Source organism: Pseudarthrobacter phenanthrenivorans (assembly GCF_000813845.1).
GTDB classification, from domain to species: Bacteria; Actinomycetota; Actinomycetes; order Actinomycetales; family Micrococcaceae; genus Arthrobacter; species Arthrobacter phenanthrenivorans_B.
On record NZ_JWTB01000002.1, the window covers coordinates 36212 to 57887 of the forward strand.

Genomic DNA, 21676 nt, shown 5'->3' on the forward strand with positions numbered 1-21676 from the left:
GCGGGGTCTCAGGCCCGGGGCAACGAGGTCATTTAGTTGGCATTGCTGCCGGTTTCATGGGCCCTGGCGACGAAGTGTTCCACGCGGCGGTCCGGAACCAGCCAGATCAGCGCCACGATGGTGAACACGGCGATGCCGAACAGCGGCTGGACCAGGGTGAGTCCGATCCCGGCCAGGTAGATCGCGGGCGACGCCTTGCCCTTCCAGTCCCGGCCCACGGCCTGGGCGAGTGCCCCGTCCCTGCCCTGTGCCGCGATCAGCCGCCGTTCCAGGATGAAGTACGCGATCGCGGCGCACAGCAGGTTGATGCCGTAGAGCAGCACCGGCACTTGCATGAAGCCGGACTCGTCCATCCACCGGGTGGTGAACGGGAACAGGGACAGCCAGAACAGCAGGTGAAGGTTGGCCCAGAGGATGGACCCGTTCACCCTGCTCGCCAGGTGGATCATGTGGTGGTGGTTGTTCCAGTAGATCCCCACATAGACGAAGCTCAGGAGATAGGTGAAGAGCGTCGGCAGGATGGCGGCAACGCCCTCCCACGTTGGTTCCTCCGGCGTGTGCAGTTCCAGGACCATGATGGTGATGATGATGGCCAGTACACCATCGCTGAAGGCTTCGAGCCGGTTCTTGTTCACCCGAATATCATGCGCCCAAGTCAGGATCCGGGCATCACCCGGTGGTGGCTGTTCCCGCGCCGCCGTCCACATCGCCGTGGTCAACCGTCCTGCCCTGCGGGCCGTGGCCGGCCGCGTCCCGGCCCCTGTGGCCAACCGTCCTGACCCCGCGGGCCGGTGGGCGGCCGCGTCCCGGCTAGGCTGGAACCGGATACACACCAGCAACCGGATGAAGGGACACGCCTTGGCAGATGGCCGAGCACCCGCGGCACCCTTTGACCGCGCCGTCCTGATTTTCAATCCGGGCAGGGCCGGAATGGGCGGGCGGATCGGGGCCCTGCAGCGGGAGCTGGCCATGGACCTGCCTGGCCTGCCCGTTGAGCTGTTGCCCACGGAATACGCCGGGCACGCCCGCGGGCTTGCGAGGACCGAAGCCAGCCGGGGCGCCCCGTTGATCGTGTCAGTGAGCGGCGACGGCGGGTACAACGAGGTGGTCAACGGCGTGATGGACGTTGCCGGCAGCAACGCGGTGTGCACCGTGGTCCCTGCCGGAAATGCCAATGACCACTTCCGGAGCCGGCCGGCACGGTCCTTCGCTGACGCCGTTGGCGCGGGCGGGGTCCGGCACATCGACCTGCTGCAGGCAACGTTCCGTTCGGGAGGCCGGGAGCAGGTCCAGTATGCGCACTCCTACATTGGCTTCGGACTCACGCCGCTGATGGCCATCGGCATCGAACAGGGCGGCAAGGGAAAGGTCCTTGAACTTGTTTCCGTTGCCCGGACGCTGTCCCGCCTCAAGCCGTTCGAGCTGGTGCGCGACGACGGGGCCACCGCCACCTTCGACAGCCTGATCCTGGCCAACATCTCACGGATGGCGAAGTACGGAACGGTCAGCGAGTCACACCGCCCGGATGACGGCCGCTTCGAGGTAGTGACGCTGCCCCACGCCGGGCTCACGAAAATGGCCCTGATGACGCTCCGCGCCGTGACGCTGGGACTGGGACATCAGCCCAGCGTCACAAGCTATGCATTTTCCACGCGGGACGCCGTGCCGTGCCAGATTGACGGCGAGGTGGTCCACCTCCAGGCCGGCGCCCACGTGCAGGTGGACAGCGCCAAGGGCGCCCTCGCCACTCTTTGAACCCGCGTCCGGGAACGGGGGCCCGCTTTCCGGCGGCGCGTTCCTACGGCTGGACTGAATCGAAGAACGTGTAGCCCGGGTCCGGCTTTGCGGGCTCAGCCTCCTGGGACTTCGTCCGGATGAAGTCCACGTCCTCCTGGCTAAGGGTGGTTTCGCCGTGCGGATCGCCGTTGGTCTCCTCGCCGGTGGCTGCACTGATTTGCGCGGAAAGTGTCCGCGGAAGGATCATGCAGCCGGGGTTTTCCAGCAGCCACTGCGTTACGGGGGAGGGAAGCCGGTTCCACTGGTCCCGGATGCTCAAATCGGTCATGGTGTGCCTTTCGCGGGCTGTGGTTCATGGGTGGGCGGTTGGCGGGGGCGGGTTAGTCGAAGTGGATGTCGGCCGCGGCCCGGCGGAGCGCCTCAAGACGCTGCTCCTCAACGAGGCCCAGGGCTTCCAGTTCTTCGGCCCGGTCGGTGCGTTCCTGGGCCGCCTGCGCCGAGATGTCCCGCAGGAGCAAACCCAGGAGGTGGGCCAGCCCCGACTTGAGGTCTGCCAGGTTGGTGTTGCTTACCAGGAGGCGGCGGTCGGAGACTCGGAGGTCCACGTCGCTGTATCCCGCTTCGGCGAGGCGCCGCTTGGTGCCGGGGCCGTGCAGAAGGTCGATCTCGCGCGGCTGCGGCCGGCGGGAGAAGACCACCGGGACGGTGTAGCGGGTGGGCCCCTGCGCGGTGCCCAGGTCATGCGGAAGCGCGGACGCGAGGACTCCGCTAAGGGCCAGTGCCGAGTCAGCGCGGACGGCGAAGTCTTGGGTGGTGGTCATGGTGTTCTACCAGCGTTCTGGAAAATGCACTGCCGGATCCCGGAATAGGGCCGGCTGTGAAGGGGGCAGGGGACCCGGGGCCGGGTCGGCTGCGGGGGAGGGAACGGTCGGATGCCGTTGGGGCCGTGGTGCGCTCTTGGCCGCCCTCGTCGTCACAATTCCCTGCAGCGCCGGTATCAAAGTCACTCGGTACGGCGCTGGTCAGCAGCCCGGGAGGGCCGCAAAGAATTGAACTCGTTTTCGGGACGCCGGATACCAGTCACGGTGTTCCGAGATACTTTGAGTCTACGCCTGTTGGCAAGCCCCGGACGGCGCGGCTGCATGCGGCATTCCCGTGACGGGGGAGCGGTCACCTTCCGGAGCCGTGGCGCGCCTAGCTCCGGCGGACGGCCGTGGGGGAAGGAACAGCCCGAAGCGGCGGGAATTCAGCGGGGACCTGCGGTTCTGAAGGGCTCGCAGAGGTGTCTATACCGCCGAATGTCGGGCGCTGGCCGGACCGGTAGGCGACGTCGATGACAGGCTCGATTTCGTCAAACACGGTGTGGTTTCCGGGAAGGACCACGTGGGCCAGGAACTCCGATTCCAGGGTGGCGATGCCGGCCGCCGCTGCGCCCAGCTTGGCGTCGATGGACAGGGCCAGGGCGTGCCAGGATTTGCGGTTGGCCCGCTCCAAAATCTTGGCATTCGCTTCGCGGCGCCGGCTGTCCGCGACGTCCCCCTTGATTTCCAGGGCGCCCTCAGACTGCAGCAACGGCATGACGATGCGGAACTGCCTGCCATCACCCCTAAAGGCGACAGCGCTCAGGTTCCCCCGCTGGGTAAACACAACGTCCGTTGCGCCGTACTCCGCCAGCGCCTGCCTGATGTGTTTCCGGGAAGCCTCGCTGCTGAAGGAGTCGCCCCGGGTGTAAGGACCTGTCATCTTCCAACTATGCGCCTCGCGGCCCCTCTTTCCTAACGGTCCAGCGCGGTGGACGGACGCTCCATGGTGACTGTCCCGGTGTCGCCGTCCACGGTGACCTGCTGGCCGCCGGCCAGCCGCTGCGTGGCCACGCCCGTACCCAGGACCGCGGGGATGCCGTACTCGCGGGCCACGATGGAACTGTGGCTGAGCGGGCCGCCGACGTCGGTCACCACCGCCGAGGCCATGGCAAACAGAGGGGTCCACGCCGGCGTGGTCATCCGGGCCACCAGCACCTCGCCGGGCTGCATCCGGCCGAAATCCTCCGGGCCGCGCAGCACGCGGGCAGCCGCGGTCACCCGGCCGGAACTGGCGCCGGCGCCCTTGATCACGGCGCCGGGCTGGTGCTGCGGGCCCGCCGGCATCATGGACCCGAACGCCTTCTCCATCCACGGTTTCTGGGGCAGCATCTGCGGCGCGGTGGCCTTGGCCTGACCCCGCCACAGCATCCTGCGCTCCTCGACGGCGGCAGCCCGGACGGGACGCGGGGCCCCGGTCACCGCGGCCGGCGTCCCGGGTTCAGCCAGCCCAAACTCGACAGCACTCTGCAGCTCCCTGAAGCGCAACCAGAAGACATCGTCAGCCGAGGCGACCACCCCGGAAGCCACCAGCCGACGCCCGAGCTCCAGCAGCATGCTCCGCAGCAGCGGCCAGGCGAGTCCGACGTCGGCCAGCGCGTCTTCGCGGACCGGCGCCGCCTCCTGCGCCCACCTCAGCAGGCGGAGGAACACGGCACGCCGCCGCGGCCCCAGCCGCCCTGCGGCGTCGCGGGTGAGCGACTCCCGGCGTTCCGTCAGCTGACGCTGCCGCTCGTGCGGGTCCGTTCCCTGCCCGCGCAGGTAGAACTTCACGGTCTCCAGCTGGGCGGAGGGGTCGTCCGCCGGCACCGGGGTGGCAAAGTCCAGGTTGTAGACCGCGTGGCCGTAGAGCCCCAGGTGCTCCCGGAAGGCAAACCGCCATTCCTGCCACAGGGCGTTGTCCACCCCTTCCGGCGCGGATCCGGTCCGCTGGCACTCGGCGAGCTCCGCCGTCGTCCGTTCCAGCAGGGCCGATGCCAGCGCGGGGTCGCTGCGCGCCCAGCCGGCGAGGTCGTACAGCGACTTTTCCGCGCGGATCGGTTCGCTGTCGAAGCCCAGGAGGAACGTCTGGGCCGGGGGATCGCCGGCGCGCCGCACCAGCCTGTCGTAGAAGGCCCGGAAGGAGATTTCGCTCATGTCGGCGAGCGGGATGATGGATTGCACGGCGGTGTAGTAGACGGTGCCGGCATCCAGGAGTTCCTGCACCCCCGCCAGCAGCCGGCCGCCCGGGAGCCCGGCCGGCGGATGCCTGGACCAGTCCTTGATCACGCGTTCGTAGCGCGGATGCGAATGGTCCCGCCAGCCCGCGATGCCCATGTGCGCCTTGCCCCGGAACAGCGCGCCGAGCGCCGGCACGGTCCGGCCCGTCATCCGCCACATGGCCGAGGTGCGGTAGTAGTAATAGGCGTAGCCGTTGATGGTGGGGAAGCGGACGTCGCCCTCGCGCAGCGCGTTGATGCCCAGGGCATCGTTCATCAGGGCCGAGAGGGAGCGCGTCACCGAGCCGTCGATGAGGTCGGCGAACAGCGGCGAGAGCGGCTCCGGCATCTGCTCCACAATGCTGGCCCGGAAGTAGAGGCCCTTGGGGTAGGGGACCGGCCAGGTGTCCGGGGTGTCGGCCGCCGGCTCGGGCAGCGCGGTGATGGGGCGGGACTGCAGCAGGAAGAAGCCGCCGCCGGCGCGCGCCCATTCGATGTCCTGCGGGGACCCGAAGCGCTCGGCCGCCTGCCGGCCATACGCGGCCAGCGCGGCTGCGGCGTCGTCGTCGAGGACGGGCGCACGACGGCGGTCTTCCGCCACCGGCTGCTCCACGGTGCCGTTCTCCGCGGGCACGGTCATGACGTGCTTGTCGGCCGTGTGCCGCGAAAGGACGGTGCCCGTGGCGGCCTCCACCACCAGGTCATCGGTGGTGACGGTCCCGCCGACCACGGCCTCGCCCAGGCCCCAGGCGGCGCTGATCACCGTCTGGTCGCGGTGGCCGTTGGCGGGGTTGGCGGTGAATATGACCCCGGCGGCGTCGGCGTCCACCATCTGCTGCACCACGACGGCGAGGCGCACCTTGTCAGGCCGCACGCCTTCGCGGGCGCGGTAGGCCATGGCGCGCGCCGTCCAGAGGGAGGCCCAGCAGTTGATGACGGCCTGGGCGAGGGCCTCCGGGCCGCTGATGTTCAGGTACGTGTCCTGCTGTCCGGCGAAGCTGGCGGAGGCGAGGTCCTCGGCGGTGGCGGAGGAGCGGACCGATACTGGAGTGCCGCTGCCGCTGCCGCTGCCGAGGCGTGCGTAGACGGCCTCGAGGTCGGCTTTGATGGCGTCCGGCACGGTGCCTTTGTGGAACAGGGTCTGGATCAGCACGGACGCATGCTCATACTCCTGCGGCGATGCGTCGGGCGGGAGCGCGGCGAGGTCCTGGACGGCGGCGTCCAGGTGGTTGGCGCTGACGAACTCCCGGTACGCGTCCGTGGTCAGGACGAACCCCGGCGGGACGGGCAGCCCGGCCTGGATGAGGCCGCCGAGCCCCACCGCCTTGCCGCCGGCCAGGGCCACCTCGTCGCGGCCCACCTCGCCCAAACTCTTGATGTATGTCATGGCTTTGCCCTAGCTGCCAACCGGCGTCGTCCGTGTCCAAAGCAGCGCCTCAAGGAGTGCGACCTGTTCCAGCGTCGGCCCAGCCGAACCGATCCGCTAGGGCCGAATGGCCTTTGGGGCAGCAAAGCGGGTGTTTCCGCAGGGACAGCCAATGTGACCTGCATCTTGCTGTGAGCTGCTTCACGCCGTAGACTCCCGAACAACTTATGATGCTCAATGAGCAACAAGATTCCATGGAGGCGAAAGTGGCAGAGAACTTGAGGGCGGGGTCCGACGGCGGCACGGCCAGCGGCAAGGCGACCCAAGTGGAAACCTATGGGATCGAACAGATCCCCGAGAAGGACCGCAACGCCAGCGCCCTCGACCTGTTCAGGGTCTCCTTCGGCGGTGCCAACACGTTTGCCACGGCGTTCCTCGGAGCCTTTCCCATTCTTTTCGGGCTTTCCTTCTGGCAGGGCCTGGCGGCCACACTCACGGGTCTGGTTGTCGGTGCACTGCTCCTGGCGCCTATGGCAGTGTTCGGCCCCACGAACGGCACCAATAACGCGGTCTCCTCGTCGGCCCACTTGGGCGTGCATGGCCGGATCGTCGGATCATTCCTGTCCCTCCTGACGGCCACGGCCTTCTTCTCCATTTCGGTCTGGAGTTCGGGTGACGCTTTGGTCGGAGGCCTGAACCGTCTCGTGGGCGTCCCCCAGGACATGGGATCCTTCGCCGTGGCCTACGGCCTGTTCGGGGCGCTGGTGCTGGTGGTCTGCATCTACGGCTTCCGCTTCATGCTCCTGGTCAACAAGATCGCCGTTATCGCCGCCACCCTGTTGTTCGTCGTCGGATTCATTGCCTTCGCCGGTGATCTCGACCTCAACTTCGCCGGGGCTTTCGGCACGGGCTGGGACGGGGTGGGCGTCGAGGGTTTCATCCCCGCCTTCATTGGTGCCGCCTTGATCGTCATGTCCAACCCGATCTCGTTCGGCGCCTTCCTGGGCGACTGGGCCCGCTACATTCCCACCGCCACTCCCAAACGGAAGGTCATCGGGGCTGCCTTCCTCGCCCAGTTGGCCACCCTGGTGCCATTCGTGTTTGGCCTTGCTACTGCGTCCGTCATCGCTACCAAGGCGCCGGAGTTCATGGACCCGGCCGCGCCCAACTACGTCGGCGGACTGCTGGCTGTCTCGCCGGCGTGGTACTTCATCCCGCTGTGCGCCATAGCGTTGATCGGCGGCATGTCCACGGGCGCCTCGTCCCTGTACGGCACCGGGCTTGATTTCAGCAGCGTTTTTCCCCGGTTCAACCGTGTCCAGGCCACCGTCTTCATCGGGTTGCTCGCCATAGCGTTCATCTTCATTGGCCGCTTCGCCTTCAACCTCGTGCAGAGCATCTCCACCTTCGCCACCCTGATTGTCACCTGCACCGCGCCCTGGATGGTGGTGATGATCATCGGCTTCATCACCCGCCGGGGCTGGTACGACGCCGATGCCCTCCAGGTCTTCAACCGGCGCCAGACGGGTGGCCGGTACTGGTTCAACCACGGGTGGAACTTGCGCGGCATGGCGTCCTGGCTGGTCAGCGCTGCTGCGGGCCTGAGCCTGGTCAATATGCCCGGCCAGTTCCAGGGCCCACTGGGCAACCTGGCAGGCGGCGTAGACATCAGCCTCCCCGCCTCGCTGGTCCTCGCGGCCGTGCTTTACCTCGGACTCCTATGGCTCTTTCCGGAACCCCGCGCTGTCTTCCCGGCCGCCGGCCCGCGCTGGATCCCGAGCCGGGACACCCCGGTGGCCCCTTTGAAAGACAGTAAGGGCAATGTGGTTGCTGCCGGGAGCACGGGACCGGAAAGCGAGGAGCCGGAGCCGGCGGAACTGGTGGCCCAGCCGTGACGTGGATGGACCTCAGTGTGCCGCTTCGGTCGGGCATGCCCGTCTATCCCGGTGACCCCGCCGTGAGCATTGCCCCGGCCCTGACGGTGCCTGTCCACGGAGCGAACGTTCTCTCGCTCTCGATCGGCTCGCATTCGGGTACCCACGTCGACGCGCCGTACCACGTGCACGACGGCTGGGAGCGGCTCGATGAGCTGCCGCCGGCACGTTTCAGCGGTCCGGTGGAGCTGGTGGATGTCCGCAGTGCGGGGCCGGGCGGCGTCATCACCGCCGGACATCTGGACGGCATTCTTCCGGCCGCCTTTGCCGCGGACGGCGGGCCCGGACAGCAGTACCGGATCCTGCTGCTGCACACCGGCTTCTCGGAGCACTGGGAGTCGCCGGAGTATGTCAACCACCCGTTCCTCGACGCTTCGGCCGCCCGGCTCATCGTTGAGCGTGGCTATCGAATGGTGGGGCTGGATGCATTGAGCGTGGACAGAAGTGCTGGCGGGACGGCTGGCCAGGGAGATACCGCGGACGGATCATTTCCGGCACACCACATCCTGGCAGGCAGCGGTTGCGCGATTGTGGAGAACTTGACCGGACTTGGGCAGGTAGCCAACGCCCTTGCCGACGGCGCCGAGGTGGACGTGTTCCTTTTCCCCCTCAACATCCCCAATGCGGACGGCGCCCCGATCAGGGCGGTGGCACGCGCAACGTTCCCTGACGGGGCCCCCCGGGCTGGGATGGCCGGAATGCGGGGCCTGACGCGCACCGACGTCGAGGAAGCTGCGGCCCGGCTGGTCGCCGCGTTCGCGGCCACGGATACCGAACGTTACTTCGCCTGCTTCAGCCCGTCGGCGACCTTCATCTTCCACCCGGAGCCGGCGATGCTCGGCTCCAGGGACGAGTACAGGACACTCTGGGACGGCTGGATCGACGCCGGATGGAAGGTGCTCGACTGCCGCAGCAGCGAGCAGCAGATCCAGCTCCTGGGCGATACCGCCGTCTTTACCCACCGCGTGGAGACCACGATGCAGACCGACCCGAGCGGAGCCACTGCGGTCAGCGATGAGCGCGAAACGATCGTCTTCACGCGTACTGGAGGAGTTCTGGCCGCCGTCCATGAGCACCTCTCGCCGGTGCCGCCTCACGTGCCGGAATGACGCTGGGGCTCCTGCCCCGGCGCCTCCTCCAGCACCGCGTCGCTGCCTGGCGGATAAGGCGCGGCCTGGGGAACGCCCCGCGCCGCCGTCGGGGTTTGGTAGCTACGCCGCTTTAATGGACGGACCCGGCGAAAGGGTCCCTTGCTTGGCGCGGCGGTGGATGAAGAACTCTGCCACGGCCAAACTGAGTATCCAGGATGCCCCGATAAGCACGGCCCGGCTTAGTTCGGTGACCGGCCCCACCAGTGCAATCCAGGGAATGGTGACCACCACGATGGTTCCCTGGGCAATGCCGATGGCGTATGCCCTGGACATCCACTCGCTGTGCCGGACGTAGTTGCGGCGCCGCACAGCGATGAATCCCAGCACAATGAACGCCACCATCGCGGATCCGAACACCAGCCGAAGGGCCAGGAGGAGGGAACCGTCCAGGGGCGGAAGGTCATAGAAGACGGCCATCCACAGTCCGGATAGAGCGGCCAGCAGACCCGTGGGGGCGAGGATCCGGCCGGCAGCTTTATGCCAGCTGGGCCGGCGGCGCGTGCCGCGGCGGAGGGAGGGTACGAACTGGAACGCGCCCAGAACCAGGTAGACGGTGACCGTGGGGATGTGGATCAGCACGGGAACGGGTGAGTCGAAGAACCTCGCGTTGTCCGGCCGCACCTGGCCTCCGGCAAGCTCGGTCAGCCGTAGGGCTTCGGCAAGGACCGGTACCAGGCTGAGGAGAATCAGGCCGGCGGGAACGAGCCAGCGGGCTGCGGGGGCCGGACGGGAGCGGGGAATGGCTGCAGTGTTCATGGGATGGCACCTCTGGTCCAGGCGGCAGCAGGGCGGCCGGGCTTTGACCGTGGCTCGGATGTTCAGGACTGAGGGATGGACTCCAGCGTGGCGGCCGGAACAACAACGCCCAGCAGCGTGCGTTCATACGGCCTACGCCCAACGTACTGCACGTGGCCCGGGTAAGCGATAGGCGCCGGCATATCCCCGGAACGAAGCCCGCGGATAAAGGGGGACCACCCCTTATTGACTGCCCGCAGCCCGAGGAATAGCGTCTGCGGTAACGGGGCCCGTCGCCCCGTTTCCACACAATAGGGGCCGGATCTGGGCCGCTCCTGCACGGCCATCGAGCCAGGTGAGGAGGATTCTGTGGACGCCGTCCCCACCAGCCGCGCCCGGAATCCGCGGGGTGCCTTCCCGATGGCCGCGGAACACGAAGTCAGCGATCCAGGGAAGGACACACCATGCCGAAGTATCTGTTTGAAGCAACGTATGTGGGCCAGGGCATCAAGGGGCTCATGAAGGAAGGCGGAACCGCGCGGCGTGACGCCCTGACCGAGGCGCTGAAGTCCGTAGGCGGAACGCTGGACAGTTTCTACTACGCCTTTGGCTACTACGACGTCCTGGGCGTCTTTGACGTACCGGATGACGCCAGTGCCGCGGCACTGTCGCTGCTGATCAACTCGACGGGCACCGTCAACGTCCGCCTCAAGCCATTGCTGAGCGTGGAGGACCTGGACGAAGCCGCCAAGAAGACCCCGGCCTACCGGGCGCCCGGGCAGTAGGGGAGGTCCGGCACCAAGCTGCGTCCCGGCGTCGTACGAAATCACGACGCCGGGACGCCGGCTTGGGAGGGCGGGCGGACGCGCCGCCCGGCTCAGACGAGCTGCAGGCCGTCCGCGACCACCTTGCCGCGGTGGATGACGGTGCGGCCGGGCAGCTTGTCCATGACGGCGGCGGTCACCGAGTCGCCCTCCAGCAGCACCAGCTCGGCAGGATCTCCCACCTTCAGGCCAGGCCGGTCCGCCACGGACGCGAGCCGCTGCGCGGTGGGGTCGATGATGCTGGCGCCGCCGATGGTGGCCACCGCCGCGCAGTGCTCGATCAGTTCGTCCGCCCGGAACTTGTTGGTGAACGCCAGCTGCCAGGTCCGGTCCAGCATGTCCGCGTTCCCGTAGGGCGACCAGTAGTCGCGCTGGCCGTCCTCGCCCAGGCCCACCCGGACCCCCGCCGCCGCCAGCTGCTGCAGCGGCAGCGGCCACCCGGCCGGCGCGACGGTGGCGACGGAAACGTCCAGGCCTGCCATCTGGTCGATGAGCTCCTGAAGCTCACCGGCCGGGAGCTCCGCGAGGCAGAAGGCGTGCGAAATGGTCACCAGACCCTGCATGCCCAGCGCCTTGGTGCGGTCCAGGATCAGCTGGCTGCTGAACAGGCCCAGCTGGCCGGGCTCGTGCAGGTGGATGTCCACCGGCAGGCCGTACTTTTCCGCCAGGCCGAAGACGATATCCAGGTGCCGCGCCGGGTCTCGGTCCAGCGCGCACGGGTCGATCCCGCCCACCACGTCGGCACCCAGCTTCAGCGCCTCCTCCAGGACCTCGGCGCTGCCGGGCTCCCGGAGCAGCCCCGCCTGCGGAAACGCGATCACCGCAACATCCGCCCGGTCCCGGTGCGATTCCCGGGCGGCGAGGACGGCCTCGAAACGCTCCAGCCCGGCGTCGGCGTCCACCTGCGCGTAACTGCGCACCCGCGTGGTGCCGCGCTCGATCATCGCGCCCAGGGTGTGGGTGGCCCGCTCGGCGATGGAGGCCTCGGCGTCCCGCCAGTTCCGGCGGTCGTTGAGCATCATGTTCCACACCCCAGGCGAGCCGGTGTGCGGGCGGAACGGCAGGCCCAACCGGGTCGAGTCGAGGTGGACGTGGACGTCGGAGAAGGACGGCAGCAGGATCCGGCCGCGGCCCTCCACCTCTTCACTGCTTGCTTGAGCGGTGCCGGCGGCTGACGGAGCCCCGTCCAGGGTGGCGGGCACGACGGCGGCGATCACCCCGCCGTCGAGCGTTACGTCGGCGGCGTCCCCGCCCCAGGGACGGACATTGCGCAGAACCACAGTCATGCCTTGCAGTCTATGGCTGGGCGTGCCGCGGGGGTTGGCTGGCGGCGTCCGGCTGGTCACCGCCAGCCGGTCCCTTTGGGTTCGTGGCAAAGTCGGGCCGGCCCAGGCGGCGGAGCAGGGAGACGGCGTCGTCGACAGGTACCGAGTCGAAGAACTGCGCATCGGCGAGTTCGACGGCGGCGATGGCGCGCGGCGCGAGGTCCGCTCCGGCGTCGGTGACGCGCAGCCGCTTGGCACGCGTGTCGGCGGGATCGACTTCCCGTTCGATGAGTCCTTTAGCCTCCAGCGTGCGCAGGACCTGCGAGGCCATTTTGACGTCGGTCCCGGCCTGGCGGGCCACGGCCAGCTGGTTCGGGTGCACACCCTGGCCATTGAGCCACCAGGCGCACGCGAGCAGGACGAACTGGACGTGGGTGAGACCCAGCGGATCCAGGGCTGCCGCCATGTCCCGCTGCCAGCGCAGGGTGGCGTGCCAGAGCAGGAAACCGGGGCTGTCGCCGGGGTTGAGGGGCATCAGCCGCCCGCCATCTTCACGAGAGCTGCCATCGTCTCGGGCCAGTCCGCGGTGATGCCAGGACCGATCTCCGGGCCGGCTTCGTCGGCGCCGCTGCCGGTGATCTCCATGCGGTAGACCACCCGGGTCCTGCCCTGGTCCGCGTCGATGCGATGGGTGGTGCGCAGCAGCAGGTCCCCGAACCGGGCCTCGTCCACAAAGCGTTCGTTTTCCACTGCCTCGGCGATGACGAGGGGGATCGGATCGTCACCCGGGGGCGTCATGAGGATCTGGCTGCCTGCTGCGAACGGGCCGTTGATCTCGATTTTCTCGATCTCCGCGTTCCAGGTGCCCCAGTTCTCAACGTCGGACCAGAGGCGCCAGATCGCTTCCGGTGCGGCCGTCGTCTCTACTGCGTTCTGGTACTCCCACATCATTAGCCTCCTGGAAAGATAGTCTGTGTATAGATTATCTTTCCGAAGACTATCTTTTGTCCAGAGCGACCCCGCGTATTCCTGGCCGCCTTGGGCTGGCTAGCCGCCAAGGTTGATGTACGCGTGCCAGTACCGGGAGTTGGTCCTGGAGGAAGCCAGCACCACCAGGCCGGTCTGGCTGGTGACGTTTTGCTTGGTTGATGTGGGGTCGTTGATGTCCGTGTCGGTGCTGCTGCTGATGATGGGAGTGCCGGCTCCGCGGGCGAAGGAAATATGGTCAATAGGGGACTTCTTGTAATAGACGGTGCCGCCCTCCTCCGGCGCCACCGCGAACATCCAGACCTGGTGGTGCTCCTCGTCGATCATCACCATGGGCCGGGTGTGGAGGTCCTGCACCTCGCCGAACTCGGCGCTGCTCCAGTCGCCCTTACCGTCGCGCACCAGGAGCGCCACCAACGTCTGGCCCGCGTTCCGGTTGGCGGTCTTGATGGCGGCGAAGAGGCGGCCGCTGTCGTCACTGGCCAGCTGTTTGAGGTTCAGGTGGTCGTTGGCGCATCCGCCGGTGCAGTTCTTGCCTCCGCCGTACGCCACCTCGGTCTGCCACGACTTGTCCGGCTGGCCGTCCTGGTGGATGGCAAAGTAGAACTTCTTTTGCCCCGGCTTTTGGTTGCTCCACATGATCCCGATCTTGTCGCCCTGGAACGAGGTGACGGCGGAGATGTCGTCGTAGTGCACCTGGGCGTTGGTGGTCGGCAGGACGAAGGGGGTTCCCCATGCTGTGTCGCTGGTGGTCGAGTGGTTCACATAGACGCGGTTGTTGTTGTCGGCCGAAACGGAGGTGTAGGTGACCCACAGCGTGCCGAGGGAGTCCTTGGCCACCGTGATTGATTCCGTACTCCCGCTGTGAAGGGTGACGGGGAATCCGGCGTCTTCTGCGTAGGTCTTGGTCAACGCGTCATAGCTGAAGCGGTGAAGCTCCGCGGACCCGGAGGTCACCACCTGCTGGGACGGTGGCGAGTTCCATTCCGAGCGCACGGTGGTGCCCGAGACCACGTAAAGCTTGCCGTTCGGGGCGTCCCAGAGCGCATCGCCGCGGGCACTCGCCCGTGCGTCCACCACCGTTGGCGTCTCCTGCCACGCCTGCGTCGCCGCGTCGAGCCGGTGGATCGTCGTAGCGTGGGCTGCCGGGCTCCACATCAGCCCCCACCAGTTCCCGTCCTGGAACCACAGCTTGCTTTGGGCTTTGTCGGCCGTCGGGGTCCTGACGCCGTCGCCGGCGTAGGACGGCCCGGGAATTCCGACGTCGGCCGCCTGGGCTGGGAGGGGGAGCGCGGCAGCGCCTGCCAGCGCGAGGAGCAGGGCGATGACAAGGCGAAGCAGGCGCATAACGGTCCCCTCAGAGCTATGTCGGTGGCCGGGAGGCTGTTTCATCACCTCCCGGCCGGATCACCATACGTCCGCTGAAACCCCCTGAGGCCGGAGGGGTGCCAGATAGGGGAGCTCAAAGGGGAGGGCATTAGGTAGGTGTTGCCCGTGATCTTCCAAGGGCGACCAGAAGATCGCGGGGTCGAGGACGCTGAGGGCCACTGGCCGAGGCGGGTCCCGACGTTGAGACCCGCCTCGTACTTGTCAGCGGCTTGCACCCACCGCCGCCCACGCCTTGGTCCGTCGTTCGGCATGATCACGGCGGGCTTTCAGGGCAACAGCAAGGCTTACAGCCACGAACCGGGTTGCCGTTCCTGGGGCCGCCCTCGCAACCAGGTCCATGTCGGCGCTGATCACGGTGCCCACCATCGCGTAGCCGCCGCCGGAGACGGCATCGCGGTGCAGAATGATGGGCTGGGTCCCGCCGGGGATCTGGATGGAGCCTACGGCATACCCTGCGTCCACAATGTTGGAGGGATCCGAGCCGGCGCCGAAAGGCTGTTCCCGCTCCTTCCATTTCACCCCCGGACCGGAGTAGCGAAGACCCATCCGGTCAGCTACGGGAGTCACTTTCCACTCCTCGTTGAGTAGGTTGCCCAGCCCTTCATCGGTCAGGCGGTGGTCATACAACCCCAGCACGATCCGGACTTCCTGCTCCTTGGCGTAAACAGGCCGGAATTCATCCGGGACACTTTCTGCCTGGGGGAGTCCTCCCCCGTTGAGGGGAGCGCCCACGGGGACAACGTCGCCTGTCTCGAGCTTGCGGCCCTTGAACCCGCCGATCCCGCCCAGGCTGTACGTGGACCGGCTGCCCAGCACCTCCGGGACGTCGATGCCGCCTTGGACCGCGATGTAGTAGCGGGTGCCGCCCTGGATGACGCCGAAGGAAAGCTGGTCCCCGGCCTTCAGCAGCAGGCGGCTCCACTGCGGCCGCGGCTCCCCGTTGACCTTGACCTCCACAGGGGCGCCGGTGACAGCGATGACGGCGTCGCTGTCGGTGGTCAGCACCGGTCCCAGGTAGGTGCATTCAAGGACCGCTTCGCGTGCCGTGTTGCCCACCAGGGCGTTTCCCAGCTCGGCGGAGTACTGGTCCATGGAGCCGCTTTGCGGGATGCCCACGTTGTAGTGGCCGGTGCGGCCCTGGTCCTGGACAGTGGTGGCCAGGCCCGGGTTTCCAATTTCAAATGCCATTGAGGGCCTCCATGAGTTCACGGTTGTAGCCTTCCGGGTCGGCCAGTGCCCTGGACAGCTCGAAGGTCACCGGCGCCTGCCGGTAGCGGAAGGTGCCGGCCGAGATCTCGGCCTGGATGGCGTTGTATTCCGTCTCGGTCACCGGCTTGAACTTCACGATGTCCCCGGGGCGGAAGAACACCATGAAGTCCTTGAAGTCCGCCAGTGCCTGGTCGGGGTCAAAGATAGGGGCGGCGGCCACGCCGAACATTTGGTACCCGCCGGCGCCCCGGACGGAATAGATGCAGCCGAAGCATCCGCCGTGCCCCACGGTGAGCCTGGGGGTGTCGGTCCGCGGGCTCACGTACTTGGGCACCTCCAGCTGCTTGTCCCGGTCCACCAGCTGGAACAGGAACGGCAGCCCGGCCACGAAGCCCACCATGGACACCAGCCACGGCTGTTCGTGGTGCCGCTGGATAAACTCCGCAGCGTCCTTAAGATGGTTGACCTTGGCCGCGTAATCGATGTCGCTGCCTTCAGGCTCCTGGTGGAACCCTTCACGGAACCGCTGGGCCACTTCCGCGGTGAACGGGTCCTCGTACCAGACCGGGACCTCAACGATCCGGGTCTCCAGTGCCCGTTCCTGGTGGGACGTCAGGTCCCGCTCGATGTCGCGCACAGCTGTTTCCAGCTGTTCCGGAGGCAGGACGTCGGGATCGAAGCGCACCAGCAGGGATGCGTTGGCCGGGCAGATGTCCACGATTCCCTGGAGTCCGGCGTCGGAGAGCCTGCCGGCGATGGACATGACCTTGAAGTTCGCGGGCAGGCTCATCGCTTCGGAGACTTCCACGAACAGGAATTCGTCCCCGCCCCAGGTGTAGCGCGCCCCGGGGAGGACAGCGGCTTCGGTGGTCATTTTGCCCCCATCAGGTCGGCTGCGGTTTCGATGAACTTGGAGTGGTGGCTGACCTCGGCGAATTCTGGCCGCGCCAGCAGCGCCAGGTGGACGGGGACGGTGGTCTTGACCCCTTCAATGTGTGTTGCCTCCAGCGCCGCCAACGTGGCGGCGATGGCGGCATTCCGGTCCGGGGCATGGACGGCAAGCTTGGCCAGGAGGGAGTCGTAGTAGGGGCTCACAACCGAACCTGCTTCCACTCCTGTGTCCACGCGGATGCCCTCACCCGATGGCCAGTCCAGGGACCGGATGGTTCCGGGGCTGGGGAAGAAGTGGTTGCTGGGGTCTTCCGCGTTGATGCGGCATTCGATGGCGTGGCCGCTGATGTGCACATCGTCCTGGGAAATGGACATGGATCCGGTGGAGGCAATCAGGAGCTGCTCGCGGACCAGGTCCACGCCGGTGATCTGCTCGGTGATGGGGTGCTCCACCTGGATGCGGGTGTTCATTTCAATGAATGCCGCCTCGTGGTTGAGGGGGTCGTACAGGAACTCCACAGTCCCCGCTCCGTGGTAGCCGCACTCGCGGGCAAGGGCCACGGAGGACTCCCGGATGGTTGCGCGGACGGCTTCAGGAAGATTTGGGGCCGGCGCTTCCTCCAGAACCTTCTGGGAACGGCGCTGCATGGAACAGTCGCGGTCGCCAAGGTGGATGAAGTTGGTTCCATCGCCCAGGACCTGCACCTCAACATGGCGGGCGTGCTCCACGAACCGTTCCAGGTAGACGGTGGCGTCGCCGAAGACGGCGGCCGCCTCGCCCCTGGCCATCTCGATGGTTTCCAGGAGTTCACTTTCGTCGTGCACGAACCGGATTCCCCTGCCACCCCCGCCGGCGGAAGCCTTCACCACCAGCGGGTACCCGATGCCGCGTGCAATTGCGACGGCATCAGCTTCCGGATCCAGGGGGCCGTCCGACCCCCGAAGCACGGGGACTCCGGCCTTGGCCGCAGCTTCCCGGGCCAGTGACTTGTTACCCATCATGGCGATGGTGTCCGCGTTCGGGCCCACCCAGGTCAGGCCTGCTTCCGCCACCTTCCGGGCGAAGTCGGCATTCTCCGAGAGGAAACCGTAGCCCGGGTGCACGGCGTCGCACCCCTGCTCTTGGGCCGCGGCCACAAGTGCGTCCTGGTTCAGGTAGCTGGCCGCTGCCTGAGCCGGGCCGACCACTACGTAGTGGTCGGCGGACTTGGCTGCCAGCGATTCCGCATCGGGCTCGCTGACCCCCAGGGCCGTCTCAATGCCCATTTCACGGGCGGTCCTGGCGATCCGTACGGCAATCTCGCCGCGGTTTGCGATGAACAGTTTCATGGGCTGCCTTTATCCTTCCCGGATGACGACGATGGTGTCGCCAGGGTTGACCATCTCGCCTTCGTTGACTTCAAAGGATTCAAGGGTGCCGGCGACGTCGGACTGGATCTCGGTGAACTGCTTCATGATCTCCACGATGCCGATGGTCTGGCCGACTTCGATGGTGTCGCCTTCATTGGCGAAAGGGGGTTTGCCCGGGCCGGGCTTGCGGTAGAAGACTCCGGGAAGTGGGGAAACGATCGTGGCCATGTGCTTGTCGCTTTCAGGAGTGGGTGGAAGTGGATGAGTCGAGTGCCTTGCGCACGGCTGAGGCGACGGCCACGGCGTTGGGAGCATCGGAGTGCACGCAGATGCTCTGGAACGCGATGTTCAGGGGAGTGCCGTCGACGGCGGGAACGGGTTCACCAGCCACGGCCCGGCTGACACGTTCTGCGGCCGCGGCCGGGTCGGTGGGCTCGGGCCGGCGCTGGATGAGGAGCTCACCGCCCGGGCCGTAGTTGAGGTCCACGTAGAGTTCCGCAACGAAGTCCACGCCTAAGGCGCGGCACACCGTTTCGTGGGCGGTGCCTGCCAAGCCGTAGAAAGGAACACCGAATTGTTTCGCCGTCCCGGCCGCCGCCTGCATGAGCTCTTCGTCTCCGGCGAGCATGCCGTACAGGGCACCGTGGGGTTTGATGTGGTTGAGGGACAGCCCGTTCTTTGCCAGGAAAGCGGTCAAAGCCCCGGTCTGGTACAGGATGATCGACTCAACCTCGTCCGGGCTGAGGACCATGCGGCGGCGGCCGAAACCCATGGGATCGGGGAGGCCGGGATGGGCTCCGACGGCCACCCCGTGTTCGGCGGCAAGGGCCACCGTCCGGTTCATGACGTCCGGGTCCCCGGCGTGGTAGCCGCAGGCGACGTTGGCGACATCGATGATCTCCATCAGGGCAACGTCGTTTCCGAACTCATGCAATCCAAAGCCTTCACCCATGTCCGAATTCAGGAGCACCCGGGCAGGCGTGGTTTCCGTCACGTTTTTTTGCATGCTGGCAACGGTACAGAGCCAGCGGACCGGCCGGAATTGGGCGGATCGCCGAATATGGGCACGCGGATTATGCTTCTTGCACTAACCCTGAGGAGTTGCCATGCGTGTTGCCGATCTACTGGCGGATCCGGCGCTGAACATCCGCCTTGCTGTGCAGGGCAGCCCGGAACGCGTCGCCCGGCCCATCGCCTGGTGTGCACCCACGGAGCACATGGACCCAACGCCCTTCCTCAGCGTCAACGCTCTGCTGCTGACCAACGGGATGGGCCTCAACGTCAAGGACTACCGGATCTGGGATGCCTACGTTGAACGCCTGATGTCCGTTCCCGTGTCCGCTCTCGTTTTCGGCCTGGGCGCCGCACACCGCGAACTGCCGGCCGGCCTGGTAAAGGCCTGCGAAGCCCACGGCCTTCCGTTGCTTGAACTGCCTCCGGAGGTGCCGTTCATCCTGGTGATGCGGCACGTGGACCAGCGCATCGCGGCCGAACGCTATGCGGAGCTCCGCGCCGGGTGGGAGCTGGCGGATGAGTGCACCAGGCTGGCGGCGGGAGGCCATTCCCTGGCGCAGGTTCTGGAGCGGGTGGCCACCGCCGTCCGCGCGCGGGTGGCGGTCCTTGACCACAACGGCTTTGAACTCCTGTCCGCAGGAACAGCGGACGGCGGAACGGCCCGGACCACGCTGAGACTGCCCAGCGGCGGAATCCTCCACTTCAGGCTGGCCATCGAGGGCATCACGAGCAGCCTGGTCCTGCAGCCGCTGCTGGGGCCGGTGGCTGCGGTCATTGCCATGCAGCTGAGCTACACCCTGGGTTCGCGCTCGCCCCTGCATTCGCGGGAGGCCGCCCGGTTCATGGAGGCGCTTTACGAGGCAAGGGGAACGCCCGCAGCGGCCCTGCGGCGCTACGCTGTGGAGGCCGGATTCAAGCCCGAGGGGGAGTGGGGTGCGGTGCTGATCGGCGCTGCCGGGGAGGTGGCCCCCGCAAAGCTGAGGACCATCGCTTGGCGGGTGCGGGTCGGCCTGCAGGCCGAGTACAGCACCGTGCGGTTCATGGAGGAGGCCGGCCTCACCACCGTGCTGGTGCAGCGCGGGGAAGCCGGGATGGAACTGATGGACGCCGTCCGGAAGTCTTTCCAGGACGCGCCGGAACTCTCCGCTGTCGTCTCCGGGTGCGGGAACCTGGACGAACTGCCGCTGGTGCTCCAGCTGGCCCGCCGCCGTGTGGGCGAGCCGGGGCTCCATCAGGCGCCGGTCGCTGACTTGGCCGGCGTGGTGGAAGGCCTGCCCGGCGCCGGGCTGGTGGCCATGTCCCGGCGGCTCCTGGCCCCGTTGATGTCCGACGGCGGCACGGCCTTGCGCGAAACGCTCGAGGCCTACCTGCGGCACAGCGGGAATACCCGCGAGACCTGCAGGGAGCTCTTCATCCACCGCAACACCCTGACGTACAGGTTGCGCAAGATTGAGGAGCTTCTCCGGGTTGACCTGGACGACGGCGAAGTGCGGGCAACCTGCCTGCTGGCACTGCGGATCGTCGCCGCCGGAACCTAGTTGGCGGCCATTTCCGCGGGCGCCCTGGCGGCGCTGCTTTCCCGGACGCACAGGGTGGGCGTCAGCCGTTCAGGTTGGGGTCTTTCGCCCCTGAGTACGGCCTGGATCAACTGCACTGCCGTCCGCCCGATGTCGGCCATCGGGGAATGGACGGAGGTCAGCGGAATGGGAAGTTCGGCGGCCAGGGAGGTGTCGTTGTAGCCCACCACCGCCACATCCTGACCCACGGTGAGGCCGTGGGAGCGCAAGGCTCCCATGGCTCCAATGGCGGCAAAGTCGTTGACGGCGAAGATGGCGGTGGGCCGCGGCCTGCGGCTGGCGAGGATCCTTTCCCCTGCCTCCCGGCCCCCGGCCGTATCGAACCTGGACCAGACCACTTCATCGTCCGAGATGGTGCCGCCCAGAGACCGCCAGCGGTCCAGGAAGCCGGCGGTGCGGTCGACGGCGGTGCTTGCGTACGGTTCACCGGCGATCACGGCGACCTGCCGGTGGCCCATCTCCCACAGGTGGCTGGCCACGAGTTCGCCGCCGACGACGTCGTCACAGGTGGCAGAGGGGTAGCCGGGCACCCGGCGGTTCATGAGGACGAACGGGACCTTCCGGTCGGTCAGTTCCTGCAGGAGGCCGCCGTCAAGGTGCGCGTCACCAATGATGAGGCCGTCCACGCGGCGCGCCAGCATCAGGTCTATCTTCCGCCGCTGTTCCTCGGGATCATCGCGGGAGTTCATCACGAAGGCGGAGTAACCCACCTCGGCGGAGGCCTCGTCGATGCCCTCGTACATGATGGCCAGGACCAGGTCCGAGAGCCGCGGGACGATCACCCCGAGCAGCTTGGTCCGACGGGTGCGAAGGCTGGCCGCCTGCGGGTCGGGGGAGTAGCCGAGCTTTCGGGCCAGGTCGCGGACGCGCTCTGCGGTGGCTGCCGAGGCTGCTCCCTTGGCGACGTCAGAGCCGGAATGCAGGACCCTGGAGACTGTGGACGGATGCACGCCCAGTTCCCGGGCCAAATCCTTCAGCGTGACTGTCCGGCCGCCGTCGGCCTTTTCTTGCATGTCCATTCTCCTGCCCACTGTAATCCAGGTCCGCCGCCCGGCCCTTCACAGCAGGGTTACAAGCGGCTCTTGACGTGATTCGCTTCACATCCTATAGTCGTTCATCAACGCAACCCAAACGTTTGGGTAGAGTTCCCAAAACTTCCTCCCGGCACCCCCATCCCCGGCGCCGCCAG

The 21676-nt window shown here is 67.2% G+C and carries 21 protein-coding genes; 5 read left to right on the forward strand and 16 right to left on the reverse strand.

What is annotated here, in order from left to right; genetic code table 11:
* Window positions 1-32: 32 nt before the first annotated feature.
* Window positions 33-635, reverse strand: coding sequence for a TMEM175 family protein (locus RM50_RS00685; protein ID WP_043448797.1), 603 nt, complete (start codon window positions 633-635; stop codon window positions 33-35).
* Window positions 636-858: 223 nt separating this feature from the next.
* Here RM50_RS00685 and RM50_RS00690 point away from each other — a divergent pair, with 223 nt between their 5' ends.
* Window positions 859-1755 carry a diacylglycerol/lipid kinase family protein gene (locus RM50_RS00690; RefSeq protein WP_240471778.1) on the forward strand — a complete coding sequence of 299 codons (897 nt, stop codon included), beginning with the start codon at window positions 859-861 and terminating at the stop codon, window positions 1753-1755.
* A gap of 43 nt (window positions 1756-1798) precedes the next feature.
* On the opposite strand, the gene RM50_RS00695 is transcribed toward RM50_RS00690, so the two are convergent.
* The 4 genes from RM50_RS00695 to RM50_RS00710 form a co-directional block, all read right to left on the reverse strand.
* A complete protein-coding gene (locus tag RM50_RS00695; protein WP_043448802.1) occupies window positions 1799-2065 on the reverse strand; it encodes a hypothetical protein in 267 nt (88 codons plus the stop codon).
* A 52-nt stretch (window positions 2066-2117) separates the two neighbouring features.
* Entirely contained in the window at window positions 2118-2558 is a 441-nt protein-coding gene (locus RM50_RS00700) for a hypothetical protein (protein WP_043448804.1), read from the reverse strand.
* Window positions 2559-2931: 373 nt separating this feature from the next.
* Complete coding sequence (locus RM50_RS00705) at window positions 2932-3480, reverse strand: hypothetical protein (RefSeq protein ID WP_240471779.1); 549 nt, start codon at window positions 3478-3480, stop codon at window positions 2932-2934.
* A gap of 32 nt (window positions 3481-3512) precedes the next feature.
* Window positions 3513-6182, reverse strand: a complete 2670-nt coding sequence (locus RM50_RS00710; protein ID WP_043448806.1) for a PEP/pyruvate-binding domain-containing protein — start codon at window positions 6180-6182, stop codon at window positions 3513-3515.
* Window positions 6183-6427: 245 nt separating this feature from the next.
* On the opposite strand from RM50_RS00710, the gene RM50_RS00715 reads away from it, so the two are divergent.
* Both RM50_RS00715 and RM50_RS20960 read left to right on the forward strand, forming a co-directional pair.
* The gene (locus tag RM50_RS00715; protein WP_156133799.1) at window positions 6428-8056 is read left to right on the forward strand and encodes a purine-cytosine permease family protein; all 1629 of its coding nucleotides are present in this window, start codon (window positions 6428-6430) and stop codon (window positions 8054-8056) included.
* A gap of 5 nt (window positions 8057-8061) precedes the next feature.
* Window positions 8062-9204 carry a cyclase family protein gene (locus tag RM50_RS20960; RefSeq protein ID WP_240471783.1) on the forward strand — a complete coding sequence of 381 codons (1143 nt, stop codon included), beginning with the start codon at window positions 8062-8064 and terminating at the stop codon, window positions 9202-9204.
* A gap of 102 nt (window positions 9205-9306) precedes the next feature.
* Here the strand turns inward: RM50_RS20960 and RM50_RS00725 are convergent, their stop codons facing one another.
* Entirely contained in the window at window positions 9307-10002 is a 696-nt protein-coding gene (locus tag RM50_RS00725) for a DUF2306 domain-containing protein (protein ID WP_043448808.1), read from the reverse strand.
* 443 nt (window positions 10003-10445) lie between these two features.
* On the opposite strand from RM50_RS00725, the gene RM50_RS00730 reads away from it, so the two are divergent.
* A complete protein-coding gene (locus RM50_RS00730) occupies window positions 10446-10766 on the forward strand; it encodes a GYD domain-containing protein (RefSeq protein WP_043448811.1) in 321 nt (106 codons plus the stop codon).
* 92 nt (window positions 10767-10858) lie between these two features.
* Here the strand turns inward: RM50_RS00730 and RM50_RS00735 are convergent, their stop codons facing one another.
* From RM50_RS00735 to pxpA, 9 genes are all read right to left on the reverse strand, one after another.
* Window positions 10859-12091, reverse strand: coding sequence for an amidohydrolase (locus RM50_RS00735; protein WP_043448813.1), 1233 nt, complete (start codon window positions 12089-12091; stop codon window positions 10859-10861).
* 10 nt (window positions 12092-12101) lie between these two features.
* Complete coding sequence (locus RM50_RS00740; RefSeq protein WP_043448815.1) at window positions 12102-12605, reverse strand: MarR family winged helix-turn-helix transcriptional regulator; 504 nt, start codon at window positions 12603-12605, stop codon at window positions 12102-12104.
* Window positions 12605-13021 carry an SRPBCC family protein gene (locus RM50_RS00745; protein ID WP_240471780.1) on the reverse strand — a complete coding sequence of 139 codons (417 nt, stop codon included), beginning with the start codon at window positions 13019-13021 and terminating at the stop codon, window positions 12605-12607. The genes RM50_RS00740 and RM50_RS00745 overlap by 1 nt, the downstream gene beginning before the upstream one ends.
* 96 nt (window positions 13022-13117) lie before the next feature.
* A complete protein-coding gene (locus tag RM50_RS00750; protein ID WP_043448819.1) occupies window positions 13118-14404 on the reverse strand; it encodes a hypothetical protein in 1287 nt (428 codons plus the stop codon).
* A 243-nt stretch (window positions 14405-14647) separates the two neighbouring features.
* Complete coding sequence (locus RM50_RS00755) at window positions 14648-15634, reverse strand: biotin-dependent carboxyltransferase family protein (protein ID WP_043448822.1); 987 nt, start codon at window positions 15632-15634, stop codon at window positions 14648-14650.
* Entirely contained in the window at window positions 15624-16529 is a 906-nt protein-coding gene (locus RM50_RS00760) for a 5-oxoprolinase subunit B family protein (RefSeq protein WP_043448825.1), read from the reverse strand. The genes RM50_RS00755 and RM50_RS00760 overlap by 11 nt, the downstream gene beginning before the upstream one ends.
* Window positions 16526-17875 (reverse strand): acetyl-CoA carboxylase biotin carboxylase subunit, encoded by a 1350-nt coding sequence (locus tag RM50_RS00765; protein WP_043448827.1) that lies wholly within the window; start codon window positions 17873-17875, stop codon window positions 16526-16528. The genes RM50_RS00760 and RM50_RS00765 overlap by 4 nt, the downstream gene beginning before the upstream one ends.
* Before the next feature lie 9 nt (window positions 17876-17884).
* Entirely contained in the window at window positions 17885-18124 is a 240-nt protein-coding gene (locus RM50_RS00770; RefSeq protein WP_043448830.1) for an acetyl-CoA carboxylase, read from the reverse strand.
* A 13-nt stretch (window positions 18125-18137) separates the two neighbouring features.
* On the reverse strand, window positions 18138-18902 hold the full coding sequence (pxpA, locus tag RM50_RS00775) for a 5-oxoprolinase subunit PxpA (protein WP_043448831.1): 765 nt from the start codon (window positions 18900-18902) through the stop codon (window positions 18138-18140).
* 100 nt (window positions 18903-19002) lie between these two features.
* Between pxpA and RM50_RS00780 the strand changes: the two genes are divergently transcribed.
* Window positions 19003-20448 carry a PucR family transcriptional regulator gene (locus RM50_RS00780; RefSeq protein WP_043448834.1) on the forward strand — a complete coding sequence of 482 codons (1446 nt, stop codon included), beginning with the start codon at window positions 19003-19005 and terminating at the stop codon, window positions 20446-20448.
* On the opposite strand, the gene RM50_RS00785 is transcribed toward RM50_RS00780, so the two are convergent.
* Window positions 20445-21500 (reverse strand): LacI family DNA-binding transcriptional regulator, encoded by a 1056-nt coding sequence (locus RM50_RS00785; protein WP_043448884.1) that lies wholly within the window; start codon window positions 21498-21500, stop codon window positions 20445-20447. The two genes, RM50_RS00780 and RM50_RS00785, sit on opposite strands and share 4 nt — an antisense overlap.
* Window positions 21501-21676: the final 176 nt, after the last annotated feature.

Excerpts from the sequence above, each read along its gene's own strand:
- RM50_RS00695 (WP_043448802.1), bottom strand. The coding sequence starts at position 2,065 with ATGACCGATTTGAGCATCCGGGACCAGTGGAACCGGCTTCCCTCCCCC.
- RM50_RS00700 (WP_043448804.1), bottom strand. The coding sequence starts at position 2,558 with ATGACCACCACCCAAGACTTCGCCGTCCGCGCTGACTCGGCACTGGCC.
- RM50_RS00705 (WP_240471779.1), bottom strand. The coding sequence starts at position 3,480 with ATGACAGGTCCTTACACCCGGGGCGACTCCTTCAGCAGCGAGGCTTCC.
- RM50_RS00710 (WP_043448806.1), bottom strand. The coding sequence starts at position 6,182 with ATGACATACATCAAGAGTTTGGGCGAGGTGGGCCGCGACGAGGTGGCC.
- RM50_RS20960 (WP_240471783.1), top strand. The coding sequence starts at position 8,062 with ATGGACCTCAGTGTGCCGCTTCGGTCGGGCATGCCCGTCTATCCCGGT.
- RM50_RS00725 (WP_043448808.1), bottom strand. The coding sequence starts at position 10,002 with ATGAACACTGCAGCCATTCCCCGCTCCCGTCCGGCCCCCGCAGCCCGC.
- RM50_RS00730 (WP_043448811.1), top strand. The coding sequence starts at position 10,446 with ATGCCGAAGTATCTGTTTGAAGCAACGTATGTGGGCCAGGGCATCAAG.
- RM50_RS00735 (WP_043448813.1), bottom strand. The coding sequence starts at position 12,091 with ATGACTGTGGTTCTGCGCAATGTCCGTCCCTGGGGCGGGGACGCCGCC.
- RM50_RS00740 (WP_043448815.1), bottom strand. The coding sequence starts at position 12,605 with ATGCCCCTCAACCCCGGCGACAGCCCCGGTTTCCTGCTCTGGCACGCC.
- RM50_RS00745 (WP_240471780.1), bottom strand. The coding sequence starts at position 13,021 with ATGATGTGGGAGTACCAGAACGCAGTAGAGACGACGGCCGCACCGGAA.
- RM50_RS00750 (WP_043448819.1), bottom strand. The coding sequence starts at position 14,404 with ATGCGCCTGCTTCGCCTTGTCATCGCCCTGCTCCTCGCGCTGGCAGGC.
- RM50_RS00755 (WP_043448822.1), bottom strand. The coding sequence starts at position 15,634 with ATGGCATTTGAAATTGGAAACCCGGGCCTGGCCACCACTGTCCAGGAC.
- RM50_RS00760 (WP_043448825.1), bottom strand. The coding sequence starts at position 16,529 with ATGACCACCGAAGCCGCTGTCCTCCCCGGGGCGCGCTACACCTGGGGC.
- RM50_RS00765 (WP_043448827.1), bottom strand. The coding sequence starts at position 17,875 with ATGAAACTGTTCATCGCAAACCGCGGCGAGATTGCCGTACGGATCGCC.
- RM50_RS00770 (WP_043448830.1), bottom strand. The coding sequence starts at position 18,124 with ATGGCCACGATCGTTTCCCCACTTCCCGGAGTCTTCTACCGCAAGCCC.
- pxpA (WP_043448831.1), bottom strand. The coding sequence starts at position 18,902 with ATGCAAAAAAACGTGACGGAAACCACGCCTGCCCGGGTGCTCCTGAAT.
- RM50_RS00780 (WP_043448834.1), top strand. The coding sequence starts at position 19,003 with ATGCGTGTTGCCGATCTACTGGCGGATCCGGCGCTGAACATCCGCCTT.
- RM50_RS00785 (WP_043448884.1), bottom strand. The coding sequence starts at position 21,500 with ATGCAAGAAAAGGCCGACGGCGGCCGGACAGTCACGCTGAAGGATTTG.